General features: G+C 69.9%; 16 protein-coding genes, 1 tRNA gene and 2 rRNA genes. 2 read left to right on the top strand and 17 right to left on the bottom strand.

Annotated features, from left to right (window positions below; genetic code table 11):
• Positions 1-93 precede the first annotated feature (93 nt).
• The 5 genes from ACZ6MZ_RS07665 to ACZ6MZ_RS07645 all read right to left on the bottom strand — a co-directional run bounded on the left by ACZ6MZ_RS07665 (position 94) and on the right by ACZ6MZ_RS07645 (position 3,657).
• Positions 94-1,212 carry an AI-2E family transporter gene (locus ACZ6MZ_RS07665; protein ID WP_384180199.1) on the bottom strand — a complete coding sequence of 373 codons (1,119 nt, stop codon included), beginning with the start codon at positions 1,210-1,212 and terminating at the stop codon, positions 94-96.
• A 182-nt stretch (positions 1,213-1,394) separates the two neighbouring features.
• Entirely contained in the window at positions 1,395-1,589 is a 195-nt protein-coding gene (locus tag ACZ6MZ_RS07660) for a DUF3046 domain-containing protein (RefSeq protein ID WP_469350433.1), read from the bottom strand.
• A gap of 57 nt (positions 1,590-1,646) precedes the next feature.
• Positions 1,647-1,955, bottom strand: a complete 309-nt coding sequence (locus tag ACZ6MZ_RS07655) for an AzlD domain-containing protein (RefSeq protein WP_469350431.1) — start codon at positions 1,953-1,955, stop codon at positions 1,647-1,649.
• Positions 1,952-2,692 (bottom strand): AzlC family ABC transporter permease, encoded by a 741-nt coding sequence (locus ACZ6MZ_RS07650; RefSeq protein ID WP_384180197.1) that lies wholly within the window; start codon positions 2,690-2,692, stop codon positions 1,952-1,954. Before ACZ6MZ_RS07650 ends, ACZ6MZ_RS07655 begins: the two co-directional genes overlap by 4 nt.
• Positions 2,693-2,826: 134 nt before the next feature.
• A complete protein-coding gene (locus ACZ6MZ_RS07645; protein WP_469350429.1) occupies positions 2,827-3,657 on the bottom strand; it encodes an AraC family transcriptional regulator in 831 nt (276 codons plus the stop codon).
• 81 nt (positions 3,658-3,738) lie between these two features.
• Between ACZ6MZ_RS07645 and ACZ6MZ_RS07640 the strand changes: the two genes are divergently transcribed.
• Complete coding sequence (locus tag ACZ6MZ_RS07640) at positions 3,739-8,358, top strand: ATP-dependent helicase (protein ID WP_469350427.1); 4,620 nt, start codon at positions 3,739-3,741, stop codon at positions 8,356-8,358.
• 596 nt (positions 8,359-8,954) lie between these two features.
• On the opposite strand, the gene ACZ6MZ_RS07635 is transcribed toward ACZ6MZ_RS07640, so the two are convergent.
• The 9 genes from ACZ6MZ_RS07635 to ACZ6MZ_RS07595 all read right to left on the bottom strand — a co-directional run bounded on the left by ACZ6MZ_RS07635 (position 8,955) and on the right by ACZ6MZ_RS07595 (position 23,451).
• The gene (locus ACZ6MZ_RS07635) at positions 8,955-9,425 is read right to left on the bottom strand and encodes a Dps family protein (RefSeq protein WP_384179872.1); all 471 of its coding nucleotides are present in this window, start codon (positions 9,423-9,425) and stop codon (positions 8,955-8,957) included.
• 144 nt (positions 9,426-9,569) lie between these two features.
• Positions 9,570-9,953, bottom strand: coding sequence for a helix-turn-helix domain-containing protein (locus tag ACZ6MZ_RS07630; protein ID WP_384179870.1), 384 nt, complete (start codon positions 9,951-9,953; stop codon positions 9,570-9,572).
• 109 nt (positions 9,954-10,062) lie between these two features.
• On the bottom strand, positions 10,063-10,593 hold the full coding sequence (locus tag ACZ6MZ_RS07625; protein ID WP_469351098.1) for a CinA family protein: 531 nt from the start codon (positions 10,591-10,593) through the stop codon (positions 10,063-10,065).
• 38 nt (positions 10,594-10,631) lie between these two features.
• The gene (gene pgsA, locus ACZ6MZ_RS07620; RefSeq protein ID WP_384337671.1) at positions 10,632-11,303 is read right to left on the bottom strand and encodes a CDP-diacylglycerol--glycerol-3-phosphate 3-phosphatidyltransferase; all 672 of its coding nucleotides are present in this window, start codon (positions 11,301-11,303) and stop codon (positions 10,632-10,634) included.
• The gene (rimO, locus tag ACZ6MZ_RS07615) at positions 11,300-12,835 is read right to left on the bottom strand and encodes a 30S ribosomal protein S12 methylthiotransferase RimO (RefSeq protein ID WP_469350425.1); all 1,536 of its coding nucleotides are present in this window, start codon (positions 12,833-12,835) and stop codon (positions 11,300-11,302) included. Before rimO ends, pgsA begins: the two co-directional genes overlap by 4 nt.
• A gap of 50 nt (positions 12,836-12,885) precedes the next feature.
• Positions 12,886-13,653 carry a helix-turn-helix domain-containing protein gene (locus ACZ6MZ_RS07610; protein WP_384180193.1) on the bottom strand — a complete coding sequence of 256 codons (768 nt, stop codon included), beginning with the start codon at positions 13,651-13,653 and terminating at the stop codon, positions 12,886-12,888.
• Positions 13,654-14,070: 417 nt separating this feature from the next.
• Entirely contained in the window at positions 14,071-16,887 is a 2,817-nt protein-coding gene (locus ACZ6MZ_RS07605; RefSeq protein ID WP_469350423.1) for a DNA translocase FtsK, read from the bottom strand.
• Positions 16,888-16,991: 104 nt separating this feature from the next.
• Entirely contained in the window at positions 16,992-17,660 is a 669-nt protein-coding gene (locus ACZ6MZ_RS07600; RefSeq protein WP_384179862.1) for a response regulator, read from the bottom strand.
• Positions 17,661-17,937: 277 nt separating this feature from the next.
• Positions 17,938-23,451, bottom strand: a complete 5,514-nt coding sequence (locus tag ACZ6MZ_RS07595) for a HAMP domain-containing protein (RefSeq protein ID WP_469350422.1) — start codon at positions 23,449-23,451, stop codon at positions 17,938-17,940.
• A gap of 281 nt (positions 23,452-23,732) precedes the next feature.
• Between ACZ6MZ_RS07595 and ACZ6MZ_RS07590 the strand changes: the two genes are divergently transcribed.
• A complete protein-coding gene (locus ACZ6MZ_RS07590; protein WP_469350421.1) occupies positions 23,733-26,384 on the top strand; it encodes a SpoIIE family protein phosphatase in 2,652 nt (883 codons plus the stop codon).
• 63 nt (positions 26,385-26,447) lie between these two features.
• Here ACZ6MZ_RS07590 and ACZ6MZ_RS07585 read toward each other — a convergent pair.
• The 3 genes from ACZ6MZ_RS07585 to ACZ6MZ_RS07575 form a co-directional block, all read right to left on the bottom strand.
• Positions 26,448-26,520 (bottom strand) — tRNA-Thr (locus ACZ6MZ_RS07585).
• Between the two features lie 164 nt (positions 26,521-26,684).
• Positions 26,685-26,801 (bottom strand): 5S ribosomal RNA (gene rrf / locus ACZ6MZ_RS07580).
• An 81-nt stretch (positions 26,802-26,882) separates the two neighbouring features.
• Positions 26,883-26,956 (bottom strand): 23S ribosomal RNA (locus ACZ6MZ_RS07575); the annotation flags it as partial.

Genomic DNA, 26,956 nt, shown 5'->3' with positions numbered 1-26,956 from the left:
CGGGAGACATCGGCCTCTCTCCCATAAGAATGGATGTTCGATTTTGGTGTCAAGCGCACCACCCGGCGGGAGCGCCGGTCTTTGTGCGGCCGGCTACCGGCCGTCGTCCGCGCGCCGTGTGCGCCGCACCTGGCGCAGGAGCGTGGCACCGGGGCGTGGTCTGCCGCCGCGCACTCTCGGGTCGTCCATCACGTCGTACCGCTTCACATACGCGCCAAGGAAGGCCTGCAGCGTGGCGACCGCGGGGATCGCGATCAGCGCGCCGACCGCGCCCAGCAGCGCCGTCCCGGCGATGACCGAGCCGAAGGCCACCGCAGGATGGATGTCGACGGACTTGGCGGTGAGCTTGGGCTGGAGCACGTAGTTCTCGAACTGCTGGTAGATCAGGACGAATCCGAGCACCCAGACCGCGTACCAGGGGTTCACGGTGAAGGCGATCAGCATCGGCAGCGCGCCCGCCAGATACGTGCCGATGGTCGGGATGAACTGGGAGACCAGCCCCACCCACACCGCGAGCGCCGGCGCGTACGGCACGCCCAGGATCTCCAGCAGGATGTAGTGCGAGACACCGGAGATCAGCGCCATCAGCCCGCGCGAGTAGAGATAGCCGCCGGTCTTGTCGACCGCGATCTCCCAGGCGCGCAGCACCTCGGCCTGCTTGGCGGGCGGGAGTACGGAGCAGAGCGCGCGCCGCAGCCGCGGGCCGTCGGCCGCGAAGTAGAACGAGAACAGGAAGATCGTCAGCAGCCGGAACAGTCCGCCCAGCACGGTGGCGGAGACATCGAGCACCCCGGTCGCGCTGTTCTGCACATATCTCTGCAGCCAGTCGGAGTGCAGCAGGCTGTCCCTGACCGCGACCCGGGACAGCTCCGTGTGGAACGTCTGGTTGATCCAGTTGATCACCGAGTCGAGGTACGCGGGGAAGGACTCGACCATGTCGACGATCTGGCTCGCCAGTATCGAGCCGAGCATCACCACAAAGCCGACGCTCGCGATCAGCACCGCGAAGAAGACCAGGAAGGTGGCGAGTCCACGCCGCATCCCGCGGGCCGCCATCCTGCTCACGGCCGGCTCGACCGCCAGCGCGAGGAAGAAGGCGATCAGCACATTGATCAGCAGCCCGATGAGCTGATGGAACGCCCAATTGCCCAGTTGGAAGCAGGCGACGAGCGCCAGCGCCAGGATCATCGCGCGCGGCAGCCAGCGGGGCATACGGACCTGGCCGCCGTCCCCGGAAGCCGGAGGCGGCGTCGTGATCGGAGCCGAGTTCGGCGGGGTGATGTCCGGTTCTACGTCCGGTGCGGTCTTGTCAGTCGGTGCCACGGAGCCAGTCTCGCCTACCGGTACGACAGCCGGTCGCGCGGACCCGCGTCATCGGGCCGCCGGCCCGGGCGTCATCGCTTGTCGGCCGGGACGCCCACGGCGGCGCAGACGCCGCGCCAGACGTCCTTCGCCTCCCAGCCGGCGTCGAGTGCCTCGTGCACCGTACGGCCACCCAGCTCGGCCATCACATGGTCACGGGCGAAGGACTCGGCGTAGGCCGCGCCGAAGTGGTCCGCCATCCGCTCCCAGAAAATCGTCAACCGCATGGACTCAGTATCCCGCCCCTGGGAGTGCGGCCGGCAGCGGGCGATCGGCCGGCCGTGTTAGCCGCCCATCGCCCGCACTCCTGCCGTCACGAGGACCGCGGACCCCACGACCACCAGGAACGGGGCGCGCAGGACCAGTGCGAGCGCCGCTGCCGCGAGCCCCGCGCCCCGGGCGTCCAGGACGAGTGCGCCGTCGGCGCTGAAGGTCTGCTGCGCGGTCAGCGCGGCGAGCAGGGCGACGGGCAGCAGGGCCGACAGCCGCTGGACGAGCGGGCGTTCCAGCGTTCCCGCGGGCACCAGCAGTCCCAGGAGCTTGACGAGATAGCAGCCGACGGCGGTCGCACCGATCGCGATCCAGATGGTCAACGGTCTGATCCCTTCCTGCGGCCGGTGATCTTGCGGCCTTCGAGCCAGAGGACCGCGGGCGCGGCGAGCGCCGCGACGAGCACTGGGACACCGGCGGGAAGCACCGGCAGGAATCCGAGGCCGAGGACGACCGCGAGGCCCGCGACCGTCCGCTCGGTGGTCGTACGGAGCATGGGCGCGAGCAGCGCGAGGAAGACGGCGGGCCCCGCCGCGTCGAGCCCCCACGCGTTGGTGTCCCCCAGGGCTTCCGCGCCCAGCGCCCCGGCGAAGGTCGTGAGGTTCCACAGCGCATAGAGCGTGAGCCCCGTGACCGTGAAGCCGATCCGGGCACTGCGCCGGGTGGGCTGGGCAAGGGCGACGGCCGTGGTCTCGTCGATGACCCACTGAGCCGCGAGAGGCCGTACGGGGCCCGGCAGCCGCAGCAGCTGGGACAGCCTGAGCCCGTAGAAGGCGTTGCGTACGCCCAGGAAGAACGCGCCCGCGGCGGCGGCGAGCGGATTGCCGCCTGCCGCGAGCGCGCCGACGAGCGCGAACTGCGAGGCGCCGGTGAAGACCAGCAGGCTGAGCGCGCAGGTCTGGAGGACGGTGAGGCCCGCGCCCGCCGAGGTGACACCGAAGGCGAAGCCCGAGAGCCCGACGGCGATGCCGACGCCCAGAGCGTCGCGTACGACGGCCGAGTCGGGCTTGGGTTCGGGCGCTGACCGGGCGGCGGACCCCGCGCGGCTGTCCGCCGGTATGTCCGGGGACGCTGATGCTGTCTGTTCTGGCACGACCTGGACGCTACGCGGCCGGGCCTGACCGGTCTTGTACGTTCTTGCGCGCTGTGGCGTCTTCGCACGGCGGGTGGCCGTGGGTCGGACCCTGGCGGCCGTCAGACCGTGGTGGCCGTCCGCTCCCTGCGATAGGCGCCGGGCGGCACGCCGACGATCCGGGTGAAGTGCCGGTGGAGATGAGGCTGGTCCGTGAAGCCGACGGCCACGGCCGCCTCCGCCGGCGCCGTACCCGCGTCCAGAAGGTGGCGGGCACGGCGGACCCGCGCGTCGGTGAGCCAGGTGTGCGGGGGCAGGCCGTAGGTGTCCTTGAAGGCCCGCAGCAGCGCGAAGGGGCTGGTGCCGAGACCGGCGGCGAGCTGCTCCAGGGACGGCGGGTCGGTCATCCGCTCCTCCAGCACGGCACGCGCGCGTGCCGCGATCCGCGCCCCGGCGCCCCGCACCGGGCGCTGCGGGAGCGGACCGCCGTTCGACCGCAGCAGCCGGGTCACCGCGATCCGCAGCAGGGTGTCGGCGGCGAGGGCGTTGCCCTCGTCGGCGGCGCGCAGCACCCGGTGGACGAGCCGGGCAGTGTACGGGTCGTCCACCACGGGGGCCGTGAAGCCGGGGGTGCCGCGGATCGTGGTGGTCTCCGCGGCGATGGAGGCGACGACATCGACCGCGGGGTAGACGGCCCCGTACCGCCAGCCCTCCGGGCCCTGGGCGTGGCCGGTGTGCGGGGTCTCGGGGTTGATCAGCGCGAGCGAGCCGGGGCCCGCGTACTGATCGCCGCCACCGTGGTGGAAGACCTCGACGCCCTCCGTGATCGCGGCGATGACGAAGGTCTCGTGCGTGTGCCGCAGAAACGTCTTGTCGATGTAGCGCGCACGCAGCAGATCGACGCCGGGCAGCTCGGAGTAGCGCCAGTGCCGTGCCTGCTCCCGGGATGCCATACTCCCATTCTGCGTTGCCGGTCCGCGGGCCGTTTGCCCAGGTCGGGGCGTTTGTCAGTGGCCGGGTGCACGATGGGGGGCATGGCACGGACTGCGCTCGACTCCTTCTCCCCCGCGACCCGCGGCTGGTTCACGGGGGCTTTCTCCGCGCCCACCGCGGCGCAGGAGGGGGCCTGGCGTGCCATCGGGGAGGGCTCGGACGTGCTGGTGGTGGCCCCCACCGGCTCCGGCAAGACGCTGGCCGCCTTCCTCGCCGCCCTGGACCAGCTGGCGTCGACGCCCCCGCCCGCCGAAGCGAAGAAGCGCTGCCGGGTGCTGTACGTCTCGCCGCTCAAGGCGCTCGCCGTCGATGTGGAGCGCAACCTGCGCAGCCCGCTCACGGGGATCCGGCAGGAGTCCGTGCGGCGGGGGCTGCCCGAGCCCGAAGTGCGGGTCGGTATCCGCTCGGGCGACACCCCGCCCGCCGAGCGGCGTTCCATGGCCACGAAGCCGCCGGACATCCTGATCACCACCCCCGAATCGCTGTTCCTGATGCTCACGTCCTCGGCGCGGGACGCGCTCGCGGGGATCGAGACGGTGATCCTGGACGAGGTGCACGCCGTCGCCGGGACGAAGCGGGGCGCCCATCTCGCCCTGTCCCTGGAGCGGCTCGACGAGCTGCTGCCGCGCCCGGCCCGCCGGATCGGACTGTCGGCGACGGTGCGTCCGGTGGAGGAGGTCGCCCGCTATCTGTCTCCCCAGCGCAGGGTGGAGATCGTCCAGCCGCCCTCCGGCAAGGAGTTCGACCTCTCCGTCGTCGTCCCGGTGGAGGATCTGGGCGAGCTGGGCGGCTCTCCCGCATCGGAGACGGACAGCGCGGAGAAGCCGTCGATCTGGCCTCATGTGGAGGAGCGGATCGCCGATCTCGTCCAGGCGCACCGCTCCACGATCGTTTTCGCCAACTCGCGCCGGCTGGCCGAGCGGTTGTGCAACCGGCTGAACGAGATCGCGTACGAACGCGCCACCGGGGAGCCCCTGCCCGAGGCGCACTCCCCGGCCGAGATCATGGCCGAGTCGGGCGCGGCCAAGGGGGCGCCTCCCCTGCTCGCCCGCGCGCACCACGGCTCGGTCTCCAAGGAGCAGCGCGCCCAGGTCGAGGAGGACCTCAAGGCCGGCCGGCTGCCCGCCGTCGTGGCCACCTCCAGTCTGGAACTGGGCATCGACATGGGAGCGGTGGATCTGGTCGTCCAGGTCGAGTCGCCGCCCTCGGTCGCCTCGGGTCTCCAGCGGGTCGGCCGCGCGGGTCACCAGGTGGGCGCGGTCTCCACGGGCGTCGTCTTCCCCAAGTACCGCGGCGACCTGGTCCAGGCAGCCGTGGTCACCGAGCGGATGCGCAGCGGATCCATCGAGGCGCTGCGCGTCCCCGCCAATCCGCTGGACGTGCTGGCCCAGCAGCTGGTCGCCATGGTCGCTCTGGACACCAGGCAGGCCGACGATCTGCTCGCCCTGGCCCGCCGCGCCGCGCCCTTCGCCGCGCTGCCCGAGTCCGCGTTCACCGCCGTCCTCGACATGCTCGCCGGGCGCTATCCCTCCGATGCCTTCGCGGAGCTGCGTCCCCGGGTGGTGTGGGACCGCGTCGCCGGTACGGTCACGGGCCGCCCCGGCGCGCAGCGCCTGGCCGTCACCTCCGGCGGCACCATCCCCGACCGCGGCCTCTTCGGTGTCTTCCTCGTCGGGGCCGACCCCAAGAAGGGCGGTGGCCGGGTCGGTGAGCTGGACGAGGAGATGGTCTACGAATCCAGGGTGGGCGATGTCTTCACGCTCGGTACGACCTCCTGGCGGATCGAGGACATCACCCGCGACCGCGTCCTGGTCACCCCCGCCCCCGGCGTCCCGGGCCGGCTGCCGTTCTGGAAGGGCGACCAGCTGGGCCGTCCGCTGGAGCTGGGCCGCGCGGTGGGCGCGTTCCTGCGCGAGGTCGGTTCCCTCTCCGAGGAGGACGCCCGGCTGCGGCTGCTGACCGCGGGCCTCGACGCGTGGGCCGCCGGCAATGTGCTGTCGTATCTGGACGAGCAGCGCCGGGCCTGTGGCCACATTCCGGACGACCGGACGATCCTCGTCGAGCGGTTCCGCGACGAGCTGGGCGACTGGCGGGTGGTGATCCACTCACCGTTCGGAGCGCAGGTGCACGCGCCGTGGGCGCTGGCCCTCGGCGCCCGTCTCGCCGAGCGGTACGGCATGGACGCGCAGGTCATGCACGCCGACGACGGCATCGTGCTGCGGCTCCCCGACGCCGACCTGATGGGCCTGGATCTCCTCGATGACGAGCCGGACCGCCTCAGCACGGCCTTCGACAGCGAGCAGGCTCCCCTCGGAGCCTCGGACGTGGTCTTCGACCGGGGCGACATCAGCGGGATCGTCACCGAGCAGGTGGGCGGCTCGGCGCTCTTCGCCTCCCGGTTCCGGGAGTGCGCCGCGCGGGCGCTGCTGCTGCCGCGCAGGAGCCCCGGCAAGCGCACCCCGCTGTGGCAGCAGCGCCAGCGCGCCGCCCAGCTCCTTCAGGTGGCGAGCGAGTTCGGCTCGTTCCCGATCGTGCTGGAGGCGGTGCGGGAGTGCCTTCAGGATGTCTTCGACGTCCCCGGCCTCACCGAACTCATGGGGGACATCGAGTCCCGGCGGGTCCGGCTCGTCGAGGTCACCACCCCGGAGCCCTCGCCCTTCGCCAGGTCCCTGCTCTTCGGCTATGTCGCCCAGTTCCTGTACGAGGGCGACTCCCCCCTCGCGGAGCGGCGGGCCGCCGCGCTGTCCCTGGACTCCCGGCTGCTGGCCGAGCTGCTCGGCCAGTCCGAGCTGCGCGAGCTGCTCGACCCAGAGGTCCTCACCGAGCTGGAGCAGGAGCTCCAGTGGGTCACCGAGGACCGGCGCGTCAAGGACCTCGAAGGCGTCGCCGACCTGCTCCGGGTCCTCGGACCGCTCACCGACGAAGAGCTGGCGGAACGCGGCGCGCAGGCGCCATGGGCCCAGGACCTCGCGGCGGCCCGCCGCGCCATCAAGGTGCGGATCGGCGGAGCCGAGCACTGGGCGGCGATCGAGGACGCGGGCCGGCTGCGGGACGCGCTGGGCACGGCGCTGCCGGTCGGTGTCCCCGAGGCGTTCACCGAACCGGTCAAGGACCCCCTCGGCGATCTCCTCGCCCGCCATGCCCGTACGCACGGCCCATTCACCTCGTCCACGGCCGCCGAGCGCTTCGGCCTCGGCACGGCGGTCACGGACGGCGCCCTGCACCGCCTCGCCGCGAGCGGCCGGGTCGTCCAGGGCGAGTTCCATCCTTCCGGCATCGGCCAGGAGTGGTGCGACGCCACCGTGCTCCGCCGGCTGCGCCGCCGCTCCCTGGCCGCGCTGCGCCAGGAGCTGGAGCCGGTGGCCCCCGGCGCGCTCGCCACGTTCCTGCCGCAGTGGCAGCATCTGGGCAGCAACAGCCTGCGCGGCATCGACGGACTCGCCCGCGCCGTCGAGCAGTTGCAGGGTGCTCCTGTCCCGGCATCGGCGCTGGAGAAGCTGATCCTCCCGTCCAGGATCTCCGGCTACACGCCCGCGCTCCTGGACGAACTGACCACCACGGGCGAGGTTCTGTGGGCCGGAGCGGGCGCGCTGCCCGGCAAGGACGGCTGGATCTCCCTCTATCTCGCCGACGCCGCGCCGCTGTTGCTTCCTCCCCCGCACCCGCTGGAGCTGACCGCCCTCCACGAATCGCTCCTCACCACCCTCTCCGGGGGCTACGGGCTGTTCTTCCGGCAGATCGCCGACCAGATCCGCGCCACCACCCACCCCGAGGTGACCGATCCTCAACTGGCCGACGCCGTCTGGGATCTGGCCTGGTCGGGCCGGCTCACGAACGACACCCTGGCCCCGCTGCGCGCACTGCTCGGCTCCGGCCGCACCGCGGGCTCCACGGCCCACCGGGCGCGGCGCCCGGTCCCGCGCGGGCGGTACGGCACCCTCACGGCCGCCGCCAGGACCGCGTCCCGTACGGGCCCGCCGACGGTCAGCGGCCGCTGGTCGCTGCTCCCGGCCCCGGAGCCGGACCGTACGCACCGGGCGCACGCGCTGGCCCGCACTCTGCTCGACCGGCACGGGGTGGTGACCCGGGGCGCGGTCGCCGCCGAAGGTGTGGAGGGCGGCTTCTCCGCGATCTACCGCGTGCTGTCCGCCTTCGAGGACAGCGGACAGGCCCGGCGCGGCTATGTCGTCGAGGGCCTGGGCGCGGCCCAGTTCGCGATGGACGGCGCGGTCGACCGGCTGCGCGCGGCGGCCACGGCCCGTGACCGCGCCGAGTCCCAGCCCTCGCCCCGCGCCGTGGTCCTGGCCGCGGCCGACCCCGCCAACGCCTACGGAGCCGCGCTCCCCTGGCCGGAGCCCCCGACCGACGCCGGCCACAAGCCGGGCCGCAAGGCAGGCTCGCTGGTCGTCCTCGTCGACGGCGAGCTGACCCTCTACATGGAGCGCGGCGGCAAAACCCTGCTGGCCTGGGAGACGGACCCGGAGGCCCCTTCGCTGCGAGCGGCCGTCGAAGCCCTGGCGGCAGCGGCCCGCGCGGGAGCGCTCGGTACGGTCACGGTGGAGCGCGCCAATGGCACGCCGGCCCTGACCTCCCCGCTGGGCCGCGCCCTGGAATCAGCGGGCTTCCATGCCACGCCCAGGGGGCTGCGCCTTCGGGCCTGACGTTGTTCGCCGCCAACGGGACGCGCGTCGGCGGCAAGGGTGTTCGTTTCGCCCGTGTTCGTTTCGCCTGTCAGGAGCGGGAGTTGGCGACTCGTCAGATATCGCGGCGGCCGCGTGGCCGCGCGGGCCTGATGCCTTGCCTGATGTCTTGCCCAATGCCTCGCCGGAACGCCGGCGCCCCCGCCGTGACGACGCGACATGCACCGGCAGCAGGCTCAGCCCCCAGCCGCCCGCCACCACCGCTCCCTCCACGATCCCCGTGTGCTCGGGCTCCAGCGCGAGCCGCAGTACGGCCCACCACCACAACCCGCCCAGAGCGAGCGCCGGCAGAAGGACCCATCGCCCTGCCATGGCCGCCTCCTCCGGTCGACGCTAGACCTGCCCGATCGCCCGCCGGGAGGGCGCATCGGATGCACGCCCCGGCGCGCGCAGGCCGGGCTCCCGCCGCCCGACGTGCACACCAACTCGTCATCAACACCGTGCTGTTCGTGGCGCCCGCTGTTGTCACGGATGCCCCTCTCTGCCGGCCCCACACGCCGTGGCCAAGCCCGCGCCGGCGTCGCCCCGGTCGACGCCGGCGCGACGCTCTCACTCGGTCAGGCGCTCTCGGCCTGGAACATCCACGCGTGCTTCTCCAGATCGCCGGCCACCTGGATCAGCGCGTCCTGGGTCACCGGGTCCGGCTCATCCGTCACCTCGACGCGCTCACGCATCCGTGTGACGACCGCGCCGAGTGCCTCCACCATGATCCGTACGGCGTCCCCATCCTTGATCCAGCCGTTGGGCACCGTACCGATGGCGCTTGTCGCCGCCACCGTTCCGGCCCGCCCGTCCGGGGTCACTCCGATCGCGGACGCCCGTTCCGCCACCGTGTCCGAGTGCTGCCGCGCCGTGGACACGACCTCGTCGAGCTGCAGGTGTACGGAGCGGAAGCGCGGCCCGACGATATTCCAGTGGACCTGTTTGGCGACCAGTGAGAGATCGACCAGGTCCACGAGCGCACCTTGCAGCGCCTCACCGACCAGCTTCAGATGCTCCTCGGACAGGGAACTCTTCACGACAGACATGCGTGTCCTCCAGTTCCGTTCACCGTTGTATTGGCACGCACCATCCACCATGGCATAAATGAGACAAAGCGGTCATCCGGAGATGGCGAAAACCCCGGCCGGTACTCGCGTACCAACCGGGGTTCAGGTCAAACTCTGGGGAATCTAGGCGGCGACGACGTCTACCGCCTCCGTAGGCACCTTGATCGTCACCCGCTCCGTCGGCACTCCGGCCACCGACGTCACAGAGACGGAATTGAGCATTGGGCGTACTGGCGCAGGCACCGGCTCGTTCGCCGCCGCCGACGCTGCCAGCTCGGCCAACGACAGTTCGTCGCTCACTTCTCGCATGAGCTCGGACATCCGTACATCAAGCGCGTCGCAGATCGCGGAGAGCAGCTCGGAGGAAGCCTCCTTCTGCCCCCGTTCCACCTCGGAAAGATAGCCGAGCGAGACTCGGGCGGAGGAGGAGACTTCGCGCAGAGTACGGCCCTGGCGCTGGCGCTGCCGACGCAGCACGTCACCCAGCAGGCGACGGAGCAGAATCATCGGTGGCTCCCTCCTCGGACCGCGTAGCCGCATCCTTCACGCCCCACCGTACCGCCTCGCGCTGCGGCCGTGCGGGGAGCGATGTCGTGTTCACTCAGGGCTGCAAACATCAATACCCCCCGTTCTGTTCCGTATCCTGTGCCCGTCTGTTCCCGGAGAGTTCGCCGAGGAGCAGTGCGAGTACACTCCGCACACTCTCTTTACGGATGTCCGCCCGGTCGCCGTTCAACCGCAGAGCGCTCACTTTCCCCGCGCCTTCCGGCCCCACGACCGCCACGTACACGGTCCCGACCGGCTGCCCGTCCTGCGGATCGGGGCCCGCGACCCCGGTGGTCGCCGCACCCCAGCCGGCCCCCAGCACCCGCCGCACGCCGGCCGCCATCTGCCGTGCCACCTCGGGGTCCACCGCGCCGCGCTGTTCCAGCAGGACCGGGTCGACGCCCAGAACATCCCGTTTCAGATCCGTCGCATAGGCCGTGACGGACCCACGGAAGGTCCGGGAGGCGCCGGGGACGGACGTCAGCTCCGCGGCCAGCAGACCGCCGGTGAGGGATTCCGCGACGGCCAGCGTCCCGCCGCGCTCCAGCAGAGCCGCCAGTACCCGCGCCGCGCGGTCGTCGACCGCGCCGGCCCCAGCCACCGCACCGGTTCCGGCCGCGGCACCCGCCCCGGCATCGGTCACCGCGCGGACTCCGCCGCCGCGCGCTCCGCCGCGAGCCCCTGACGCCGCAGCACGACCGCCTGCCGCACATAGTCCAGCGCGGTCAGCACCGTCAGCACGACGGCCACCGCCATCACCCAGAAGCGCAGCGTGGCCAGCGGCCCGGTCAGCGCGAGTACGTACATGCCCACGGCCGTGCCCTGCGCCAGGGTCTTGATCTTGCCGCCGCGGCTGGCCGGAATGACCCCGTGCCTGATCACCCAGAACCGCATCAGCGTGATGCCGAGTTCACGGAAAAGGATGACCCCCGTCACCCACCACGGCAGATCGCCGAGCGAGGACAGACAGATCAGCGCCGCGCCCATGATCGCCTTGTCCGCGATCGGGTCGGCGATCTTGCCGAAGTCGGTGACCAGGTTGTACGTACGGGCCAGATGGCCGTCGAAGATGTCCGTGATCATGGCGACGGCGAAGGCGGCCCAGGCCCAGGCACGCCAGGCAGGGTCGAACCCGCCGTCCTGGAGCATCAGCACAACGAAGCAGGGCACCAGCACCAGCCGCAGCATGGTGAGGATATTGGCGATGTTCCACAGACTGGCCTGATTGACCGCCACAGCCCCCAGCTTGCCACCACCGGGCGCCGACTTCGCGCTGGTGCCGCCCGCCGCGGACGCCGGGACTCCGGTCATCTGGCCGCCTCCTCGCCCGGGATCCGGGATTCGTCCCCCAGCAGGCCGCGGTACTCGGCCACCAGGTCCACGCCCTCGGTACCGACCACCTTCGCCTCGACCATACGGCCGGGAAGCAGGCCCTCGCTCGAAGTGAAGATCACCTGGCCGTCCGTCTCGGGGGCCTGGTGCGCAGCCCGGCCGACCGCCGCCTCCCCGGTGCCGTCCTCCGGGTCGACCGACTCGACGAGCACTTCGAGGCTCTCGCCGAGCCGCTCCTCGGCCCGCTGGGCGGTCAGCTCCTCGGCCAGCCGCGACAGATGCGCCAGCCGCTCGGCGACGACATCACCATCCAGCTTGTCCGCGTACGTGGCGGCCTCGGTGCCGTCCTCGTCCGAGTAGCCGAAGACGCCGATGGCGTCGAGGCGGGCACCCGTGAGGAAGCGCTCCAGCTCAGCGAAGTCCGCCTCGCTCTCGCCGGGGAAGCCGACGATGAAGTTCGAACGCACACCGGCCTGCGGCGCCTTGCCCCGGATGGTCTCCAGCAGCTCCAGGAAGCGGTCGGTGTCCCCGAAGCGCCGCATCGCGCGCAGCACGCCGGGCGCCGAGTGCTGGAAGGACAGATCGAAGTACGGCGCGACCTTCGGCGTCGACGTCAGGACGTCGATCAGTCCGGGGCGCATCTCGGCGGGCTGCAGGTAGCTGACCCGTACCCGCTCGATCCCGTCGACGGCCGCCAGCTCGGGCAGCAGGGTCTCCAGCAGCCGGATGTCGCCGAGGTCCTTGCCGTACGACGTGTTGTTCTCGGAGACGAGCATGACCTCCTTGACGCCCTGCTCGGCCAGCCAGCGCGTCTCACCCAGGACGTCCGAGGGGCGCCGGGAGATGAAGGAGCCGCGGAACGACGGAATGGCGCAGAAGGAGCAGCGCCGGTCGCAGCCGGACGCGAGCTTCACGGAGGCGACAGGGCTGTGGTCCAGTCTGCGCCGCAGGGGCGCCCGCGGCCCGGAGGCCGGGGCGATCCCCTCCGGCAGGTCCTCGGCGGCCGGCAGGATGTCCACCTGACCGGCCACCGGGGAGAGGTCTCCGTGCCCCGGCAGGGCCACCCCGGCGGCGGCCTGCCGCTCGACCGGGCTGAGCGGCAGCAGCTTGCGCCGGTCGCGGGGCGTGTGCGAGGCGTGGATGCCGCCGTTCAGGATGGTCTGGAGGCGCTCGGAGATATCGGCGTAGTCGTCAAAGCCGAGCACGCCGTCCGCCTCGGGCAGGGCCTCCGCCAGCTCCTTGCCGTACCGCTCGGCCATGCAGCCGACGGCGACGACCGCCTGGGTCTTGCCCTGATCCTTGAGATCATTGGCTTCCAGCAGGGCGTCGACGGAGTCCTTCTTCGCGGCCTCGACGAATCCGCAGGTGTTGACGACAGCGACGTCCGCGGCGGCGGCGTCCTGGACGAGCTCCCAGCCGTCCGCTGCCAAGCGGCCTGCAAGCTCCTCCGAGTCCACCTCGTTACGGGCGCAGCCAAGAGTGACAAGGGCGACGGTACGGCGTTCGGGCATGGGCGCAAGACTACTTTGTCCTGGCCCTGCCCCCGCCGTGCAGGGGTTGCTCAGCCGACCTCGGGGTCGCCCTTCGTGTACGAGAGCCGCTCGACCTGCCCGGCCTCGAACTCGTCCTCGACCTTCTTGCCGTTGACGAACAGCTCGATCGCCCCGGCATTCCCGATGATCAGATCGATCTGCTCATCGTCCTGGAAAGTCTTGGAAGCGCCCTTGAGGAGCGTGCCGTCGAACAGCAGCTTGCCGTTGTGCGCCTTGGCGGAGATCCAGCTCTTGTCGTCTATGGCGGAGAGCTTCACCGTGACCTTGTCGCGCGGCGCGGCGGCGATGGCGCTTTCCGACGGGTCGGGCTTGGGGGCGGTCGACTTCGTCGCACTGGGCTTGGCGCCCTTGTCGGGCTTCGCTCCCTCGGCGACGGACTTGGTCTTTCCTCCCTCGTCCCCATCGCTGAACAGGGTGAAGCCGGCGAAGCCGACCACGGCGACGATCGCGGCGACCATGGCGGCGGTCCAGTTGGGGCGGGCCCGCTCGGGCCGGATCCGCTCCGCCTCGAACATGGGCGCCGCGCCCGTGGGCATCGGACGCCCGCCGTGCGCGTCGTCGAATCGCTCGACGAGGTCATCAGGGTCGATCCCGACCGTGCGGGCGAGCATACGGATGTGCCCGCGGGCGTAGACATCGCCGCCGCAGCGCGAGAAGTCGTCCTGCTCGATCGCCTGCACGATGGGGACGCGTACGCGGGTCGAGCTGCTGACCTCATCGACCGTCAGGTTCGCCGCGACGCGCGCCTGCTGAAGAATCTGACCGATCGAAGGCAGGTCGTCTTCGGGCTCGGTGTCGAAGGCCGGGGCGTCGGAAGCCGAGCTGTCCGAAGCCGAGACGTCGGAAGTAGTGCTGTCCGAAGCCGGGGCATCGGAAGCCGAGCTGTCGGAAGCCGGGGCGTCGGGAGGGCTGACGTCGGAAACGGCGCCGTCGGAAGAGTTGACGTCGGGGGCGTTGTCGTCAGGTTCTGGGGCGTTGCCGTCGGGGGAGTTGCCGATGGACACGGGGGCGCCTTTCGAGCGTGTAGCCACCTGCTGGACGTTCAGTCTATGGGTGGTACGAAAGGGTGGGGCAACCGGGCGGATGCACTTTGTACGCCATCAGAAGGGCCTGACGACGTGGTAGAGGGACACGATGCACTTCCTCTCTCCAACTTGACGTCTGACCTAGGGAAACGGTTGCCTTCCTTTTCCCTAGGATTGAGCCTCCCCGCGTATCACGGCGAGCACTCCATCCAATTCATCCGCCTTCACCAGGACATCGCGGGCTTTGGAGCCCTCACTCGGTCCGACGATGTTCCTCGATTCCATGAGGTCCATCAGCCGGCCGGCCTTGGCGAAACCGACACGCAGCTTCCGCTGAAGCATCGAGGTCGAGCCGAACTGCGTGGAAACCACCAGTTCGGCGGCCTGGCAGAGCAGATCGAGATCGTCGCCGATGTCCTCGTCGATCTCCTTCTTCTTGGCCGTCCCGACCACGACGTCCTCACGGAAGACGGGTGCCATCTGATCCTTGCAGTGCTGGACGACCGCCGCGACCTCGTCCTCGGTGACAAAGGCACCCTGCATACGGGTCGGCTTGTTCGCGCCCATCGGCAGGAACAGGCCGTCTCCCTTGCCGATCAGCTTCTCCGCGCCCGGCTGATCGAGGATGACCCGGCTGTCGGCCAGCGAGGACGTCGCGAAGGCGAGCCGCGAGGGTACATTCGCCTTGATCAGCCCGGTGACGACATCGACCGAGGGCCGCTGGGTGGCGAGCACCAGATGAATACCGGCGGCACGGGCCAACTGGGTGATACGGACGATGGCGTCCTCGACATCACGCGGCGCGACCATCATCAGGTCGGCCAGCTCGTCCACGATGACCAGCAGATACGGATACGGCGAGAGCTCACGCTGGCTGCCCTCGGGCAGCTTGACCTTCCCGTTGCGCACGGCCCGGTTGAAGTCGTCGATATGGCGGTAGCCGTAGGCCGCGAGGTCGTCGTAGCGCAGATCCATCTCCCGTACGACCCACTGGAGTGCCTCGGCGGCCCGCTTGGGGTTGGTGATGATCGGCGTGATCAGATGCGGGATGCCCTCGTACGCGGTCAGCTCGACCCGCTTGGGGTCCACGAGCACCATCCGGACGTCCTCCGGGGTCGCCCGGACCATCACCGACGTGATCAGGCAGTTGATGCAGGAGGACTTCCCGGAGCCGGTAGCGCCGGCGACGAGCATGTGCGGCATCTTCGCGAGGTTGGCCATCACATAGCCGCCCTCGACGTCCTTGCCGAGCGCGACGAGCATCGGGTGGTCGTCCTCGGCGGCGTTCGCGAGACGCAGCACATCACCCAGGTTGACCATTTCGCGGTCGGTGTTCGGGATCTCGATACCGACCGCGGACTTTCCGGGGATCGGGGAGATGATCCGTACGTCCGGACTGGCCACGGCGTACGCGATGTTCTTGGTGAGCGCGGTGATGCGCTCGACCTTCACGGCGGGCCCGAGCTCCACCTCGTACCGCGTGACCGTCGGGCCCCGGGTGAAGCCGGTGACGGCCGCGTCGACCTTGAACTCCCTGAAGACATTGCTGAGCGAGGCGACGATCACGTCATTGGCGGCGCTGCGCGTCTTGCCGGGACCGCCGCGCTCCAGCAGGTCCAGCGAGGGCAGCGCGTACGTGATGTCCCCGCGGAGCTGGAGTTGCTCGGCGCGCGGCGGCAGCGGTTCGTCCTCGCGGGGCGCGGGCTTGGTCAGGTCCGCGACAACCCCGGCGGCGGCAGCCGGCTTCTCCGCCTCTCGCGCGCTCGGTACGGGTACGGAGCGCTCCCCGGCGGTGTCCTCCGTGCGCGCCCCGGGCGCCTCCCCCCGCTTGCGCGTACGGTCCACGGACACGCCCTGGGTGAGGTCCGCGACGATCGGCGAGGGCGGCATCCCGTTGAGGACGGCGCCGTCCAGCGCCGCCGCCGCGGCGGCCGCCACATCCACGGCGTCCATGGGCCGGCCCAGGTCCGGCTGGGCGGAGGACCGGCGCGGCCTGCGCCGCGCGGAGAGCGCCTCCCCCTCGGCCTGATCGGGGTCGTACTCCTGCGGTGTCGCGCTCCGGCGTGCGGACGGGCGGCGCGCGCCGGCGGGCAGCGACTGGCGCCACTGCTCGTCGTACCGCTCGTCGTCGCTGTCGGGCTCTTCCGGTTCGTACTCTTCCGGCTCGTAGGGGGGTTCGACTATCCCCAGCTTGGAGCCGAGCAGCCGCAGCCGCTGCGGGATGGCGTTGACGGGGGTGGCGGTGACGACCAGCAGGCCGAAGACGGTGAGCAGCAGGAGCAGCGGTACGGCGAGGACCTCGCCCGTGGTGAAGATCAGCGGTGTGGAGGCGGCCCAGCCGATGAGCCCGCCCGCGTCCTGCATCGCTTCGGTGCCTTCGCCGCGCCCCGGGGCGCCGCAGGCGATATGAACCAGCCCGAGCACGCCGATGACGAGCGCGGAGAGTCCGATGACGATCCGTCCGTTGGCCTCGGGCTTCTCGGGATAGAGGATCAGCCGTACGGCGACGGCGCCCAGCAGTATCGGCACGAGCAGATCGAGCCGGCCGAAGGCTCCGGTGATGAGCATCTCGACCAGGTCGCCCACCGGGCCTTGCAGGTTCGACCAGGTGCCGGCCGCGACGACGAGGGCGAGGCCGAGCAGCAGCAGGGCCACCCCGTCCTTGCGATGGGCCGGGTCGAGCCCCTTCGCGCCGCGTCCTATGCCGCGGAACATCGCCCCGATGCCGTGCGCGGCCCCGAGCCAGACGGCGCGTACGAGCCGGTACACGCCCCCGGTCGGGGACGGTGCGGCTTTGGGTACCGGCTTGGCGACCGCTTTCTTCGCGGGGGCCTTCTTGGCCGGTGCTTTCTTCACGGGCACGGTCTTCTTCGGCGCCGCCTTTTTGGCGGGCGCCGCTTTCGCGGCGCCGGTCGTACGGCCGGGCCGCGGCTTTGCGGTGCCCGCCGTGCCCTGGGAACCCTTGCCGGACGTACGTGAGGCCATGGTGGTGAGGTTACCGGTGTGAGCGGCCGCGGACACGTGTGCCCACGGCTTCACCCGATCGTGTCGTCCGTGGGGTGTCGGGAAACTGACGCTGCTTCAGCTGCTCAGTTCTGCGAGGGAAGTGTGGGCGAACCGCTTCCCGTGCCCGGCTCCAGCGCGTCCAGCGCCCGCCGCAGACCGGTGAGTTTGCGCTCCAGGTGGGCGGCGGTGGCCACGGCGGAAGCATCCGCCGAATCGTCGTCCAGCTGCTTGGAGAGCGCTTCCGCCTGCTCCTCAACTGCCGCGAGCCGCGCGGACAGTTCAGCCAGCAGACCGGTCGGCTCCTTGGCCTCGCCCGCCCCCGCCAGCTGGAGCCTGAGCAGCTCGGCCTGCTCCTTCAACTGGCAGTTCTTCATGTACAGCTCGACGAAGACCGAGACCTTGGCGCGCAGCACCCACGGGTCGAACGGCTTCGAGATGTAGTCCACCGCGCCCGCCGCGTAACCCCGGAAGGTGTGGTGCGGGCCGTGGTTGATGGCCGTGAGAAAAATGATCGGGATGTCGCGTGTCCGCTCCCGCCGCTTGATGTGCGCGGCGGTCTCGAAACCGTCCATCCCTGGCATCTGGACATCCAGCAGAATGACGGCGAAGTCGTCCGTCAGCAGCGCTTTGAGCGCTTCCTCCCCTGACGATGCCCGCACCAGCGTCTGATCGAGCGCAGAGAGGATGGCCTCCAGCGCCAGCAGATTCTCCGGCCGGTCATCGACCAGGAGGATCTTGGCCTTCTGCACCATGGCCACCCGCCCTCCTCGCCCCGGCATGGGGCGTCCCCTGCTCGCAAGGCCCGGCGAAGCACCGGGCGCCGCCCCAGGGGACGACTCCGTTACGCCGTCCGTCCTTGTGCCGGTCATCGTAGCCGCACCCCGCCTGTCGCCACACCCTGTCACCGTGATGTCACTGTGCACGAACGAGAAACGTTGCGGGAGACCAGAAGGTTCCCCGAATATCGCCGCCTCACACGCCGCCGGGCACAGTCGATCACGACATCGGGCTGATTCGCACAGCCACTGATCATTTGTCGCGCATCCACCCCTCCATCACCGACAGCAGATGGTCAGGATCGACCGGCTTCGTCACATAGTCGGAAGCACCGGAGTCGATCGCCTTCTCCCTGTCGCCCTTCATCGCCTTCGCGGTGAGCGCGATGATCGGCAGCCCGGCGAACTGCGGCATCCTGCGGATCGCCGTCGTCGTCGCGTATCCGTCCATCTCCGGCATCATGATGTCCATCAGAACGACCGTCACATCATCGTGCTGCTCCAGGACTTCGATGCCTTCCCGGCCGTTCTCCGCGTACAGCACCGACAGACCGTGCTGCTCCAGCACGCTGGTGAGCGCGAAGACATTACGGATGTCGTCGTCGACGATCAGCACCTTCTCACCGGCGAAGGTGAAGGTACGACGCTCCTGGGGCGCCTCCTGACGGCCCGTACCGCCCGTACCGACGGTCCAGGACTCCCGTCCCGCGGAAGACCCGCCCGAAGACCCCGGCGCCCCTGCCGGCGTCGCCTGGCCGCCCTGTCCTGACGTATCGGAGCCCTGCTCCGCGGCGGCGACGCTCCTGCGGCGGCGCCGGAACAGCGCGGCAGGACCCGGCAGCTCCGCGGGCGCGTGCTCCTCCGGCCGCGGCTGCCCCGCGGTCTGCGCGGTGACACCGCTCGTCACGCGCCCCAGCGGCTTCATGCCGGCGGGCGTCAGCTGCGGATAGCCCTGCGGAGGCAGTTCGCTCGGATGGAGCGGCAGGTAGAGCGTGAAGGTCGAGCCACGCCCCGGCTCACTCGCCGCGTGGATCTCACCGCCGAGCAGCCGCGCGATCTCCCGGCTGATGGACAGGCCCAGACCCGTACCGCCGTACTTCCGGCTGGTCGTGCCGTCCGCCTGCTTGAACGCCTCGAAGATCACACGCATCTTGCTCGCCGCGATGCCGATCCCGGTGTCGGTGACCGAGAACGCGATCAGGTCACCGTCGGCGTCACGCAGCGAACCCGCCTCCAGCAGCTGCTCCCTGATGGCATGCGGCACATCCGTACCCGCCGGCCGGATCACCAGCTCCACCGCGCCGCTGTCGGTGAACTTCACCGCGTTGGACAGGAGGTTGCGCAGTACCTGCAGCAGACGCTGCTCGTCGGTGTGCAGGGTGGCGGGCAGCTCCGGCGACACCCGTACGGAGAAATCGAGCCCCTTCTCCGCGGTGAGCGGCCGGAACGTCGCCTCCACATAGTCGACCAGCTGCACCAGCGCGATGCGGGTCGGGCTGACGTCCATCTTGCCCGCCTCGACCTTCGACAGATCAAGGATGTCGTTGATCAGCTGGAGCAGATCGGAACCCGCGCCATGGATCGTCTCCGCGAACTCCACCTGCTTCGGGGAGAGATTCGACTCGGCGTTGTCCGCGAGCAGCTTGGCGAGGATGAGCAGCGAGTTGAGCGGCGTACGCAGCTCGTGCGACATGTTCGCCAGGAACTCCGACTTGTAGCGCATCGAGACGGCGAGCTGCTCGGCCCGCTCCTCCAAAACCTGCCTGGCCTCTTCGATCTCGGTGTTCTTCACCTCGATGTCGCGGTTCTGCTGCGCCAGCAGCTCGGCCTTCTCCTCCAACTCCTCGTTGGACTCCTGAAGGGCCTTCTGCCGGTTCTCGAGCTCCGCGGAGCGCTCCCGCAGCTGCTCGGTCAGCTCCTGCGACTGCTTCAGCAGCACCTCGGTCTTGGAGTTGACGCTGATGGTGTTGACGCTCGTCGCGATCATCTCGGCGATCTGGTTGAGGAAGTCCCGCTGGATATGGGTGAACGGCTGGAACGACGCCAGCTCGATCACCCCGAGGACCTTCCCCTCAAAGAGCACCGGCAGCACGATCACATGCGCCGGCGACGCCTCCCCGAGCCCGGACGAGATCTTGAGATACCCCGGCGGCACATTGACCTGGATGGTTCGTTTCTCCTCGGCGGCCGTGCCGATAAGAGTCTCGCCGGGCCGGAAGGCCGTCGGCATCGCGCCGGCCGAGTAGCCGTAGCTGCCGCGCATGCACAGCTCGTACGAGGCGTCCTTGCCGACATCCGTACCGACCTGGGGCACCGCGCCGGTCTGCATCGCCAGGAAGAACGCGCCGTGCTGCGCCGAGACCACCGGGGTCAGCTCGCTCATGATCAGCGAGGCGACGTCATCGAGATCGCGGCGGCCCTGCATCAGCCCGGAGATACGGGCGAGGTTGCCCTTCAGCCAGTCCTGCTCCTCGTTGGCGAGGGTGGTGTCCCGCAGGTTGGCGATCATCGTGTTGATGTTGTCCTGCAGGACCTGGATCTCGCCCGCCGCGTCGACATCGATCTTGAGGTTCAGATCGCCGCGGGTCACCGCGGTGGCGACGGCGGCGATGGCCCGCACCTGACGGGTCAGGTTCCCGGCCATCTCGTTCACCGATTCGGTGAGGTCGCGCCACGTGCCGTCGACGTCCCGCACCCGGGCCTGGCCGCCCAGCTGCCCGTCCGTGCCCACCTCGCGGGCCACCCGGGTCACCTGATCGGCGAAGGAGGAGAGCTGGTCGACCATCGTGTTGATGGTGTTCTTCAGCTTCAGGATCTCACCGCGCGCGTCGATGTCGATCTTCTTGGTGAGATCGCCCTTGGCGATGGCGGTGGTGACCGTGGCGATCTGGCGCACCTGCCCGGTCAGGTTGGACGCCATCGAGTTCACCGACTCGGTGAGGTCCTTCCACGTGCCGGACACGCCGGGAACCCTGGCCTGGCCGCCCAGTTCGCCCTCGGTGCCCACCTCGCGGGCGACTCGCGTCACCTCGTCCGCGAACGAGGACAGCGTCGTCACCATCGTATTGACGGTGTCGGCGAGCTCCGCGACCTCGCCGCGCGCCTCCACCGTCACCTTCTTCGTCAGATCGCCGTTGGCCACCGCCGACGAGACCCGCGAGATGTTGCGCACCTGGCTGGTCAGGTTGTTGGCCATCGTGTTGACGTTGTCGCTGAGGTCCTTCCAGATGCCGGTGACACCCCGGACCCGGGCCTGACCGCCGAGGATGCCTTCCGTACCCACCTCACGGGCGACTCGCGTCACCTCGTCCGCGAAGTTCGACAGCTGGTCGACCATCGTGTTGACGGTCGTGACCAGGTCGAGGATCTCGCCCCGGGCATCGACGGTGATCTTCTTCGACAGATCGCCCTTGGCGACCGCCGTGGTGACCTCGGCGATATTGCGGACCTGCGAGGTCAGATTGTTCGCCATGAAGTTGACGGACTGGGTGAGGTCCTTCCACGTACCGGAGACACCCTGCACCTCGGCCTGGCCGCCGAGGATGCCCTCGGTACCCACCTCGCGGGCCACCCGGGTCACCTGTTCGGCGAAGTTGGACAGCTGGTCCACCATCGTGTTGAGGGTGTTCTTCAGCTCCAGGATCTCGCCGCGCGCGTCCACATCGATCTTCTGCGACAGGTCGCCACGCGCGACCGCCGTGGCAACGCCCGCGATGTTCCGGACCTGCGCGGTGAGGTTGCCCGCCATGCCGTTCACGGAGTCGGTCAGGTCGCGCCAGACGCCCGCGACGCCCGGCACCTGCGCCTGACCGCCCAGCCGGCCGTCCGTACCCACCTCGCGGGCGACCCTGGTCACCTGCTCGGCGAAGGCCGACAACTGGTCGACCATGGTGTTGATGGTGTTCTTCAGCTCCAGGATCTCGCCCCGGGCGTCCACATCGATCTTCTGCGACAGATCGCCCCGCGCCACGGCCGTGGTCACCTGCGCGATCTGCCTCACCTGATCGGTCAGATTCCCCGCCATGAAGTTGACGGAGTCGGTGAGTTCCTTCCACGTACCACTGACGCCGTCCACCCGCGCCTGGCCGCCGAGCCGCCCCTCCGTACCCACGTCCCGCGCCATGCGCGTCACCTGGTCGGCGAACGAGGAGAGCTGCGCCACCATCGTGTTGACAGTGTTCTTGAGCTCCAGCATCTCGCCCGCGACATCGACGGTGACCTTCTGCGACAGATCGCCATTGGCGACCGCCGTCGTCACCTGCGCGATGTCCCGCACCTGGCCGGTGAGGTTACGGAACGCCGTGTTCACCGAATCGGTGAGGTCCTTCCAGGTCCCCGCCGCACCGGGCACTTCCGCCTGGCCACCGAGCCTGCCCTCGACGCCGACCTCCCGCGCGACGCGCGTGACCTCGGAACCGAACGACTGCAGCTGATCCACCATCGTATTGACGGTGTTCTTCAGCTCCAGCATCTCGCCCGCGACATCGACGGTGACCTTCTGGGACAGATCGCCGTTCGCGACCGCCGTCGTCACCTGCGCGATGTCCCGCACCTGCGTGGTCAGATTGCGGAAGACGGTGTTGACCGAGTCCGTCAGGTCCTTCCAGGTCCCCGCGGCGCCGGGCACCTGTGCCTGACCACCGAGCAGACCCTCGGCTCCGACCTCGCTCGCCACGCGTGTCACTTCGTCCGCGAACGTACGGAGCGTCTCGGTCATCTGATTGATGGTCTCGGCGAGCTGGGCCACCTCGCCGCGCGCGCTCACCGTGACCTTCTGCGACAGATCACCATTGGCGACGGCCGTGGTGACCTCGGCGATGCCCCGCACCTGGTTGGTCAGGTTGCCGGCCATCGTGTTCACCGAATCGGTGAGGTCCTTCCACACCCCGGCCACACCAGGGACGGTCGCCTGACCGCCCAGCTCACCTTCGGTGCCGACCTCCCGTGCCACGCGTGTGACCTCGGAGGAGAAGGACGACAGCTGATCCACCATCGTGTTGACGGTGTTCTTCAGCTGGAGCATCTCGCCGGCCACATGGACCGTGACCTTGCGCGACAGATCGCCCTTGGCGACCGCCGTCGTAACGAGAGCAATGTCACGTACCTGAGCGGTGAGCCGGTACGCCATCGTGTTGACGGAATCCGTGAGATCTTTCCACGATCCGGACATACCGCGCACCTTGGCCTGGCCGCCGAGCTTGCCCTCGGTACCGACCTCCAGCGCCACCCGGGTCACCTCGTCGGTGAACGCGGAGAGCTGGTCGACCAGATTGTTGACCGTACGGGCCACCTTCAGGAACTCGCCGCGCAGCGGCCGCTCCGCCCCGTCGGTGGAGTGCGAGCGCAGGTCCATCCGCTGTTCCAGGTCGCCCTCGGCGACCGCGGAGAGCACCCGCCCGACCTCGGACACGGGCCGCGCCAGATCGTCGACCAGCGCGTTCGACGCGTCGATCGCCGCAGCCCAGGACCCCTCGCAGGCCCCGGTCTCCAGGCGCTCTGTGAGCTTTCCCTCGCGCCCGACCATGCGCCGCACGCGGGCCAGCTCACCCGTGAGATGGAGATTGCGGTCGGCGACCTCGTTGAAGACGGCGGCGATCTCCGCCATCACATCGTCATCGGAGACGGTCAGGCGCTTTCGGAAGTTGCCGTCCCGCATCGACACCAAGGCCGTCAGCAGTCTGCTCAGTTCCGCCGCGTCCACCTCGACTGTCCCATTGCTCCGGGATCGTCCGCCTTTCACGCGTGTGTTCGCGCCACGCGCCGCCATGCCAGACTCCACCGTGTCCCTCCCGCAGGGGTTGACCGAACTGTCCGGGCTGTTTCGGAAAGCCTGCCCAGTGTTTCACCATGGCCGAACCAGGCCATAACAGTTCGGCAGCTTCGCATAGCGTCCCCGAACCCGGAGGACGGAAACTGTGGTGACCGGCATCCGCTCGGACAGCGAAGGTAAGTAACCTGGCATCCGGCTGTCCAACCGCCCCGGTCCGCCCGGCAGGGGCGGTGTGGCGAAGGTACTACCACCGGGCACCTGGAGGGGCGGGGCCGATCATGGCGGAGCCGGGCGTCGAAACGCGTACGAGGAGTTCTGTGATCACCGCGCGGGCGGCTGCCAGCTTCGACCCTGTCGGGCGGTCCGTCGCGACGGCCCGCGCCTTCGTCCGTGACACGCTCCAGGGATGGGGCTACTCCGAGGTCGTCGACGACGCCGTCGTCCTCACCAGCGAGCTCGTCACCAACGCCGTCATCCATGCCGGCACCTCCGCCGATGTGCTCTGCCTCCGTACGGAGGACGGCGTCCGGGTCGAAGTCGCCGACCGCTACCCCGAGCGCGAGGTGCCCATTCAGGGCACCGGGCAGTCGTTCGGCAGCCCGGACCGCGAGAACGGCCGGGGACTGCTGCTCTGCGCCGCGCTGGCATCCCGCTGGGGCGTCGAGTACACGCCCACGTACAAGCAGGTGTGGTTCCAGCTCGACCTCCCTCAGCGCCCGGTCGGCACCCGCTCCGCAGGCCCCGTCCTGCCCACCAGTCTGCTCCCCGTCGCCGACGAACGGGTACGGGTCGCCGTCGTCCAGATCGACGGGACCGGCGCCGTCGTCCGCTGGAACGAGGACGCGGAGCACATCTTCGGGTACGCCCCCGAGCAGGTCGTCGGCAAGCCCCTCACCGACCTCGCCGCCTGGCCGCAGACCCCCGGCATCGGCACAGGCATCGTCGAGGCGCTCCAACTCTCGCGCTGGGAGGGCAGTTACGGCATGCGGGGCGCCGACGGCCGGGTCATCCCCGTCTACGCCTCACACCTCCGGGTGCGTGACACCCAGGGCGAGCCGTCCACGGTCTGCCTCCTCGTACGTGATTACGAACGCGCCGTCATCCAGACCCCGCTGCGCGCCCCCGCGACCGAGGCGGGCGCCGAGAGCCGCACCGCGGACCCCTTCGAGATCTTCATCGGCTCCCCCGCCCCGGAGGACCTCGACGGACTCCTCCAGCGGACGGTCGAGCGCGCCCGCGACATGCTCGACGGCGACTCCGCCTTCCTGCTGCTGGCCACGGACGACGAGACGGAACTGGAGGTACGGGCCTCCACCGGGCTCCCCTCCGCCCGCCAGCGCTTCGCCAGGGTTCCCGTGGAGGCCGGCACCGGACGCTACGGCTCCGCGCGGATGCCGGCCGTCCACGACGACCTCACGGCCGTCCCGGGAGCGGTCCCGCTGCTGACCGGCACCGGGATGCGCTCGGTCGTGACCGTCCCGCTGAAGGTCGAGGGCCGGCTCACCGGCTCCCTGGGCGTCGCCGCCGAAGGAGCGAGCCGCTTCTCCAACGAGGAGGCGCTGCGCCTCCAGTTCGCCGCCGACCGCATCGCCCTGGCCGTCGAGTCGGCCCGGCTGGGCGAACTGGAGCGTCTGCGCCGCGGCTCGCTCTCGTTCCTCGTGGAGGCCTCGGACCTGCTCGCGGGAACCCTGGACCGTGACCAGACGCTGGCCCTGATGGCGCAGATGACCGTGCCCACCCTGGCCACCTGGTGCGCGGTCTACACGATCGCCGACCAGTCGTCGGACCCGTATCTCTCCTATGTGCTGCACGAGGACGAGGAGCGCATCGACGGCCTCAAGGCCCTGCTCTCCAAGATCAACCCGCCGGACCCGGTTCCCACCCCCGGCGCCCGCATCTGGACCGCCCCCGCGGACGCCGCCCACCAGGCAGCCCTGCGCACCTCCATGCGCCAGCTGGGAGGCGGTTCGGCCCCGACCGCGTCGAGCGTCGGCACAACACTGGCCACAGCGGCCGCTGTCGGCGGCGAGACCGTGGTGCTGCCGCTGGTGGCCCGTAACCGGGTCATCGGCATGCTGACCCTCGGCAAGCCCTCCGACGACCACTTCCGCCAGGAGATCCTGGAGCTCGCGGAAGACCTCTCGCGCCGAGCGGCGCTGGCCCTCGACAACGCCCGCCTCTACTCCGAGCGCACGGCCATCAGCCAGGCCCTGCAGCGCAGCCTGCTGCCGCCGGGGCTCCCCCAGGTGCCCGGGGTCGAGGTCGAGGTCATCTACCGCGCGGCGGGCGAAGGCAACGAGGTCGGGGGCGACTTCTACGATCTCTTCCCGATCCGGGACGGTGCCTACGGCTTCGCCATCGGTGACGTCTGCGGTACGGGCCCGGAAGCCGCGGCCGTCACCGGCCTGGCCCGGCACGCCCTGCGGCTGCTGGCCCGCGAGGGCTTCGGCGGACCCGCGGTGCTCGAGCGGCTGAACGCGGCCATCCTCGACGAGGGCGCCCGCAGCCGCTTTCTCACCCTGCTCTACGGGGAGTTGTGGCCCCAGGAGGACGGCAGCGCGATTCTCAAGGTGGTCTGCGCCGGCCATCCGCTCCCCCTGCGTCTGCGTCAGAACGGCACGGTCGAACCGGCGGCCGAACCGCAGCCGCTGCTCGGCGTCATGGAGGACCTGGAGCTGTACGAGCAGACGATCACCCTGGACCCGGGAGACGTCCTCCTGTGCGTCACCGACGGCGTCACGGAACGCCGGGAGGGCACGCGCATGCTCGGGGACGACGGCCTGGCCGATGTTCTGACGACCTGTACGGGACTCACGGCCGGCGCGGTCGCCTCCCGCGTACTACGCGCGGTGGAACGCTTCGCGGCCGAGCCTGCCTCGGACGACATGGCCATCCTGGCGATGCGTGTTCCGGAGCCCCACCCCAGCTAGAACGACAGAACGCGAACAGCGAAAGGCCCCCGCCAACTGGCGGGGGCCTTTCGCTGTTCCTTGAGCCCCAATACGGAATCGAACCGTAGACCTTCTCCTTACCATGGAGACGCTCTACCGACTGAGCTATTGGGGCGAGCAACAAGAGAAAGCATACCCGATGCTCGACCTGCTCAGCACCCTCCGCCGGCCGCGAAGTGTCGACTGGTCAGGCCGGATCAATGACACGGGTCTGCGCAAATGGGTGGTGAACGCAGAAATGCCCCGCACCATACGGTGCGGGGCATTCCCACAAAGGTTGTTCGGCGGCGTCCTACTCTCCCACAGGGTCCCCCCTGCAGTACCATCGGCGCTGTGAGGCTTAGCTTCCGGGTTCGGAATGTAACCGGGCGTTTCCCTCACGCAATGACCACCGAAACACTATGAAGATGTCGAACCAGACGGATAACCACACGACTGTTCGTTACTTCAGAACTAACACAGTGGACGCGAGCAACTGAGGACAAGCCCTCGGCCTATTAGTACCAGTCAGCTTCAACCGTTACCGGTCTTCCACATCTGGCCTATCAACC

Source organism: Streptomyces sp. NPDC042201 (assembly GCF_055582185.1).
Note: the sequence above shows the minus strand (reverse complement) of the source record. Positions and strands in the feature narration are given on the sequence as shown.

Excerpts from the sequence above, each read along its gene's own strand:
- ACZ6MZ_RS07630 (WP_384179870.1), bottom strand. The coding sequence starts at position 9,953 with ATGATTCTGCTCCGTCGCCTGCTGGGTGACGTGCTGCGTCGGCAGCGC.
- pgsA (WP_384337671.1), bottom strand. The coding sequence starts at position 11,303 with ATGACCGGAGTCCCGGCGTCCGCGGCGGGCGGCACCAGCGCGAAGTCG.
- ACZ6MZ_RS07595 (WP_469350422.1), bottom strand. The coding sequence starts at position 23,451 with ATGGCGGCGCGTGGCGCGAACACACGCGTGAAAGGCGGACGATCCCGG.
- ACZ6MZ_RS07600 (WP_384179862.1), bottom strand. The coding sequence starts at position 17,660 with ATGGTGCAGAAGGCCAAGATCCTCCTGGTCGATGACCGGCCGGAGAAT.
- ACZ6MZ_RS07665 (WP_384180199.1), bottom strand. The coding sequence starts at position 1,212 with ATGCCCCGCTGGCTGCCGCGCGCGATGATCCTGGCGCTGGCGCTCGTC.
- ACZ6MZ_RS07605 (WP_469350423.1), bottom strand. The coding sequence starts at position 16,887 with ATGGCCTCACGTACGTCCGGCAAGGGTTCCCAGGGCACGGCGGGCACC.
- ACZ6MZ_RS07640 (WP_469350427.1), top strand. The coding sequence starts at position 3,739 with ATGGCACGGACTGCGCTCGACTCCTTCTCCCCCGCGACCCGCGGCTGG.
- ACZ6MZ_RS07635 (WP_384179872.1), bottom strand. The coding sequence starts at position 9,425 with ATGTCTGTCGTGAAGAGTTCCCTGTCCGAGGAGCATCTGAAGCTGGTC.
- ACZ6MZ_RS07645 (WP_469350429.1), bottom strand. The coding sequence starts at position 3,657 with ATGGCATCCCGGGAGCAGGCACGGCACTGGCGCTACTCCGAGCTGCCC.
- ACZ6MZ_RS07660 (WP_469350433.1), bottom strand. The coding sequence starts at position 1,589 with ATGCGGTTGACGATTTTCTGGGAGCGGATGGCGGACCACTTCGGCGCG.
- rimO (WP_469350425.1), bottom strand. The coding sequence starts at position 12,835 with ATGCCCGAACGCCGTACCGTCGCCCTTGTCACTCTTGGCTGCGCCCGT.
- ACZ6MZ_RS07590 (WP_469350421.1), top strand. The coding sequence starts at position 23,733 with ATGGCGGAGCCGGGCGTCGAAACGCGTACGAGGAGTTCTGTGATCACC.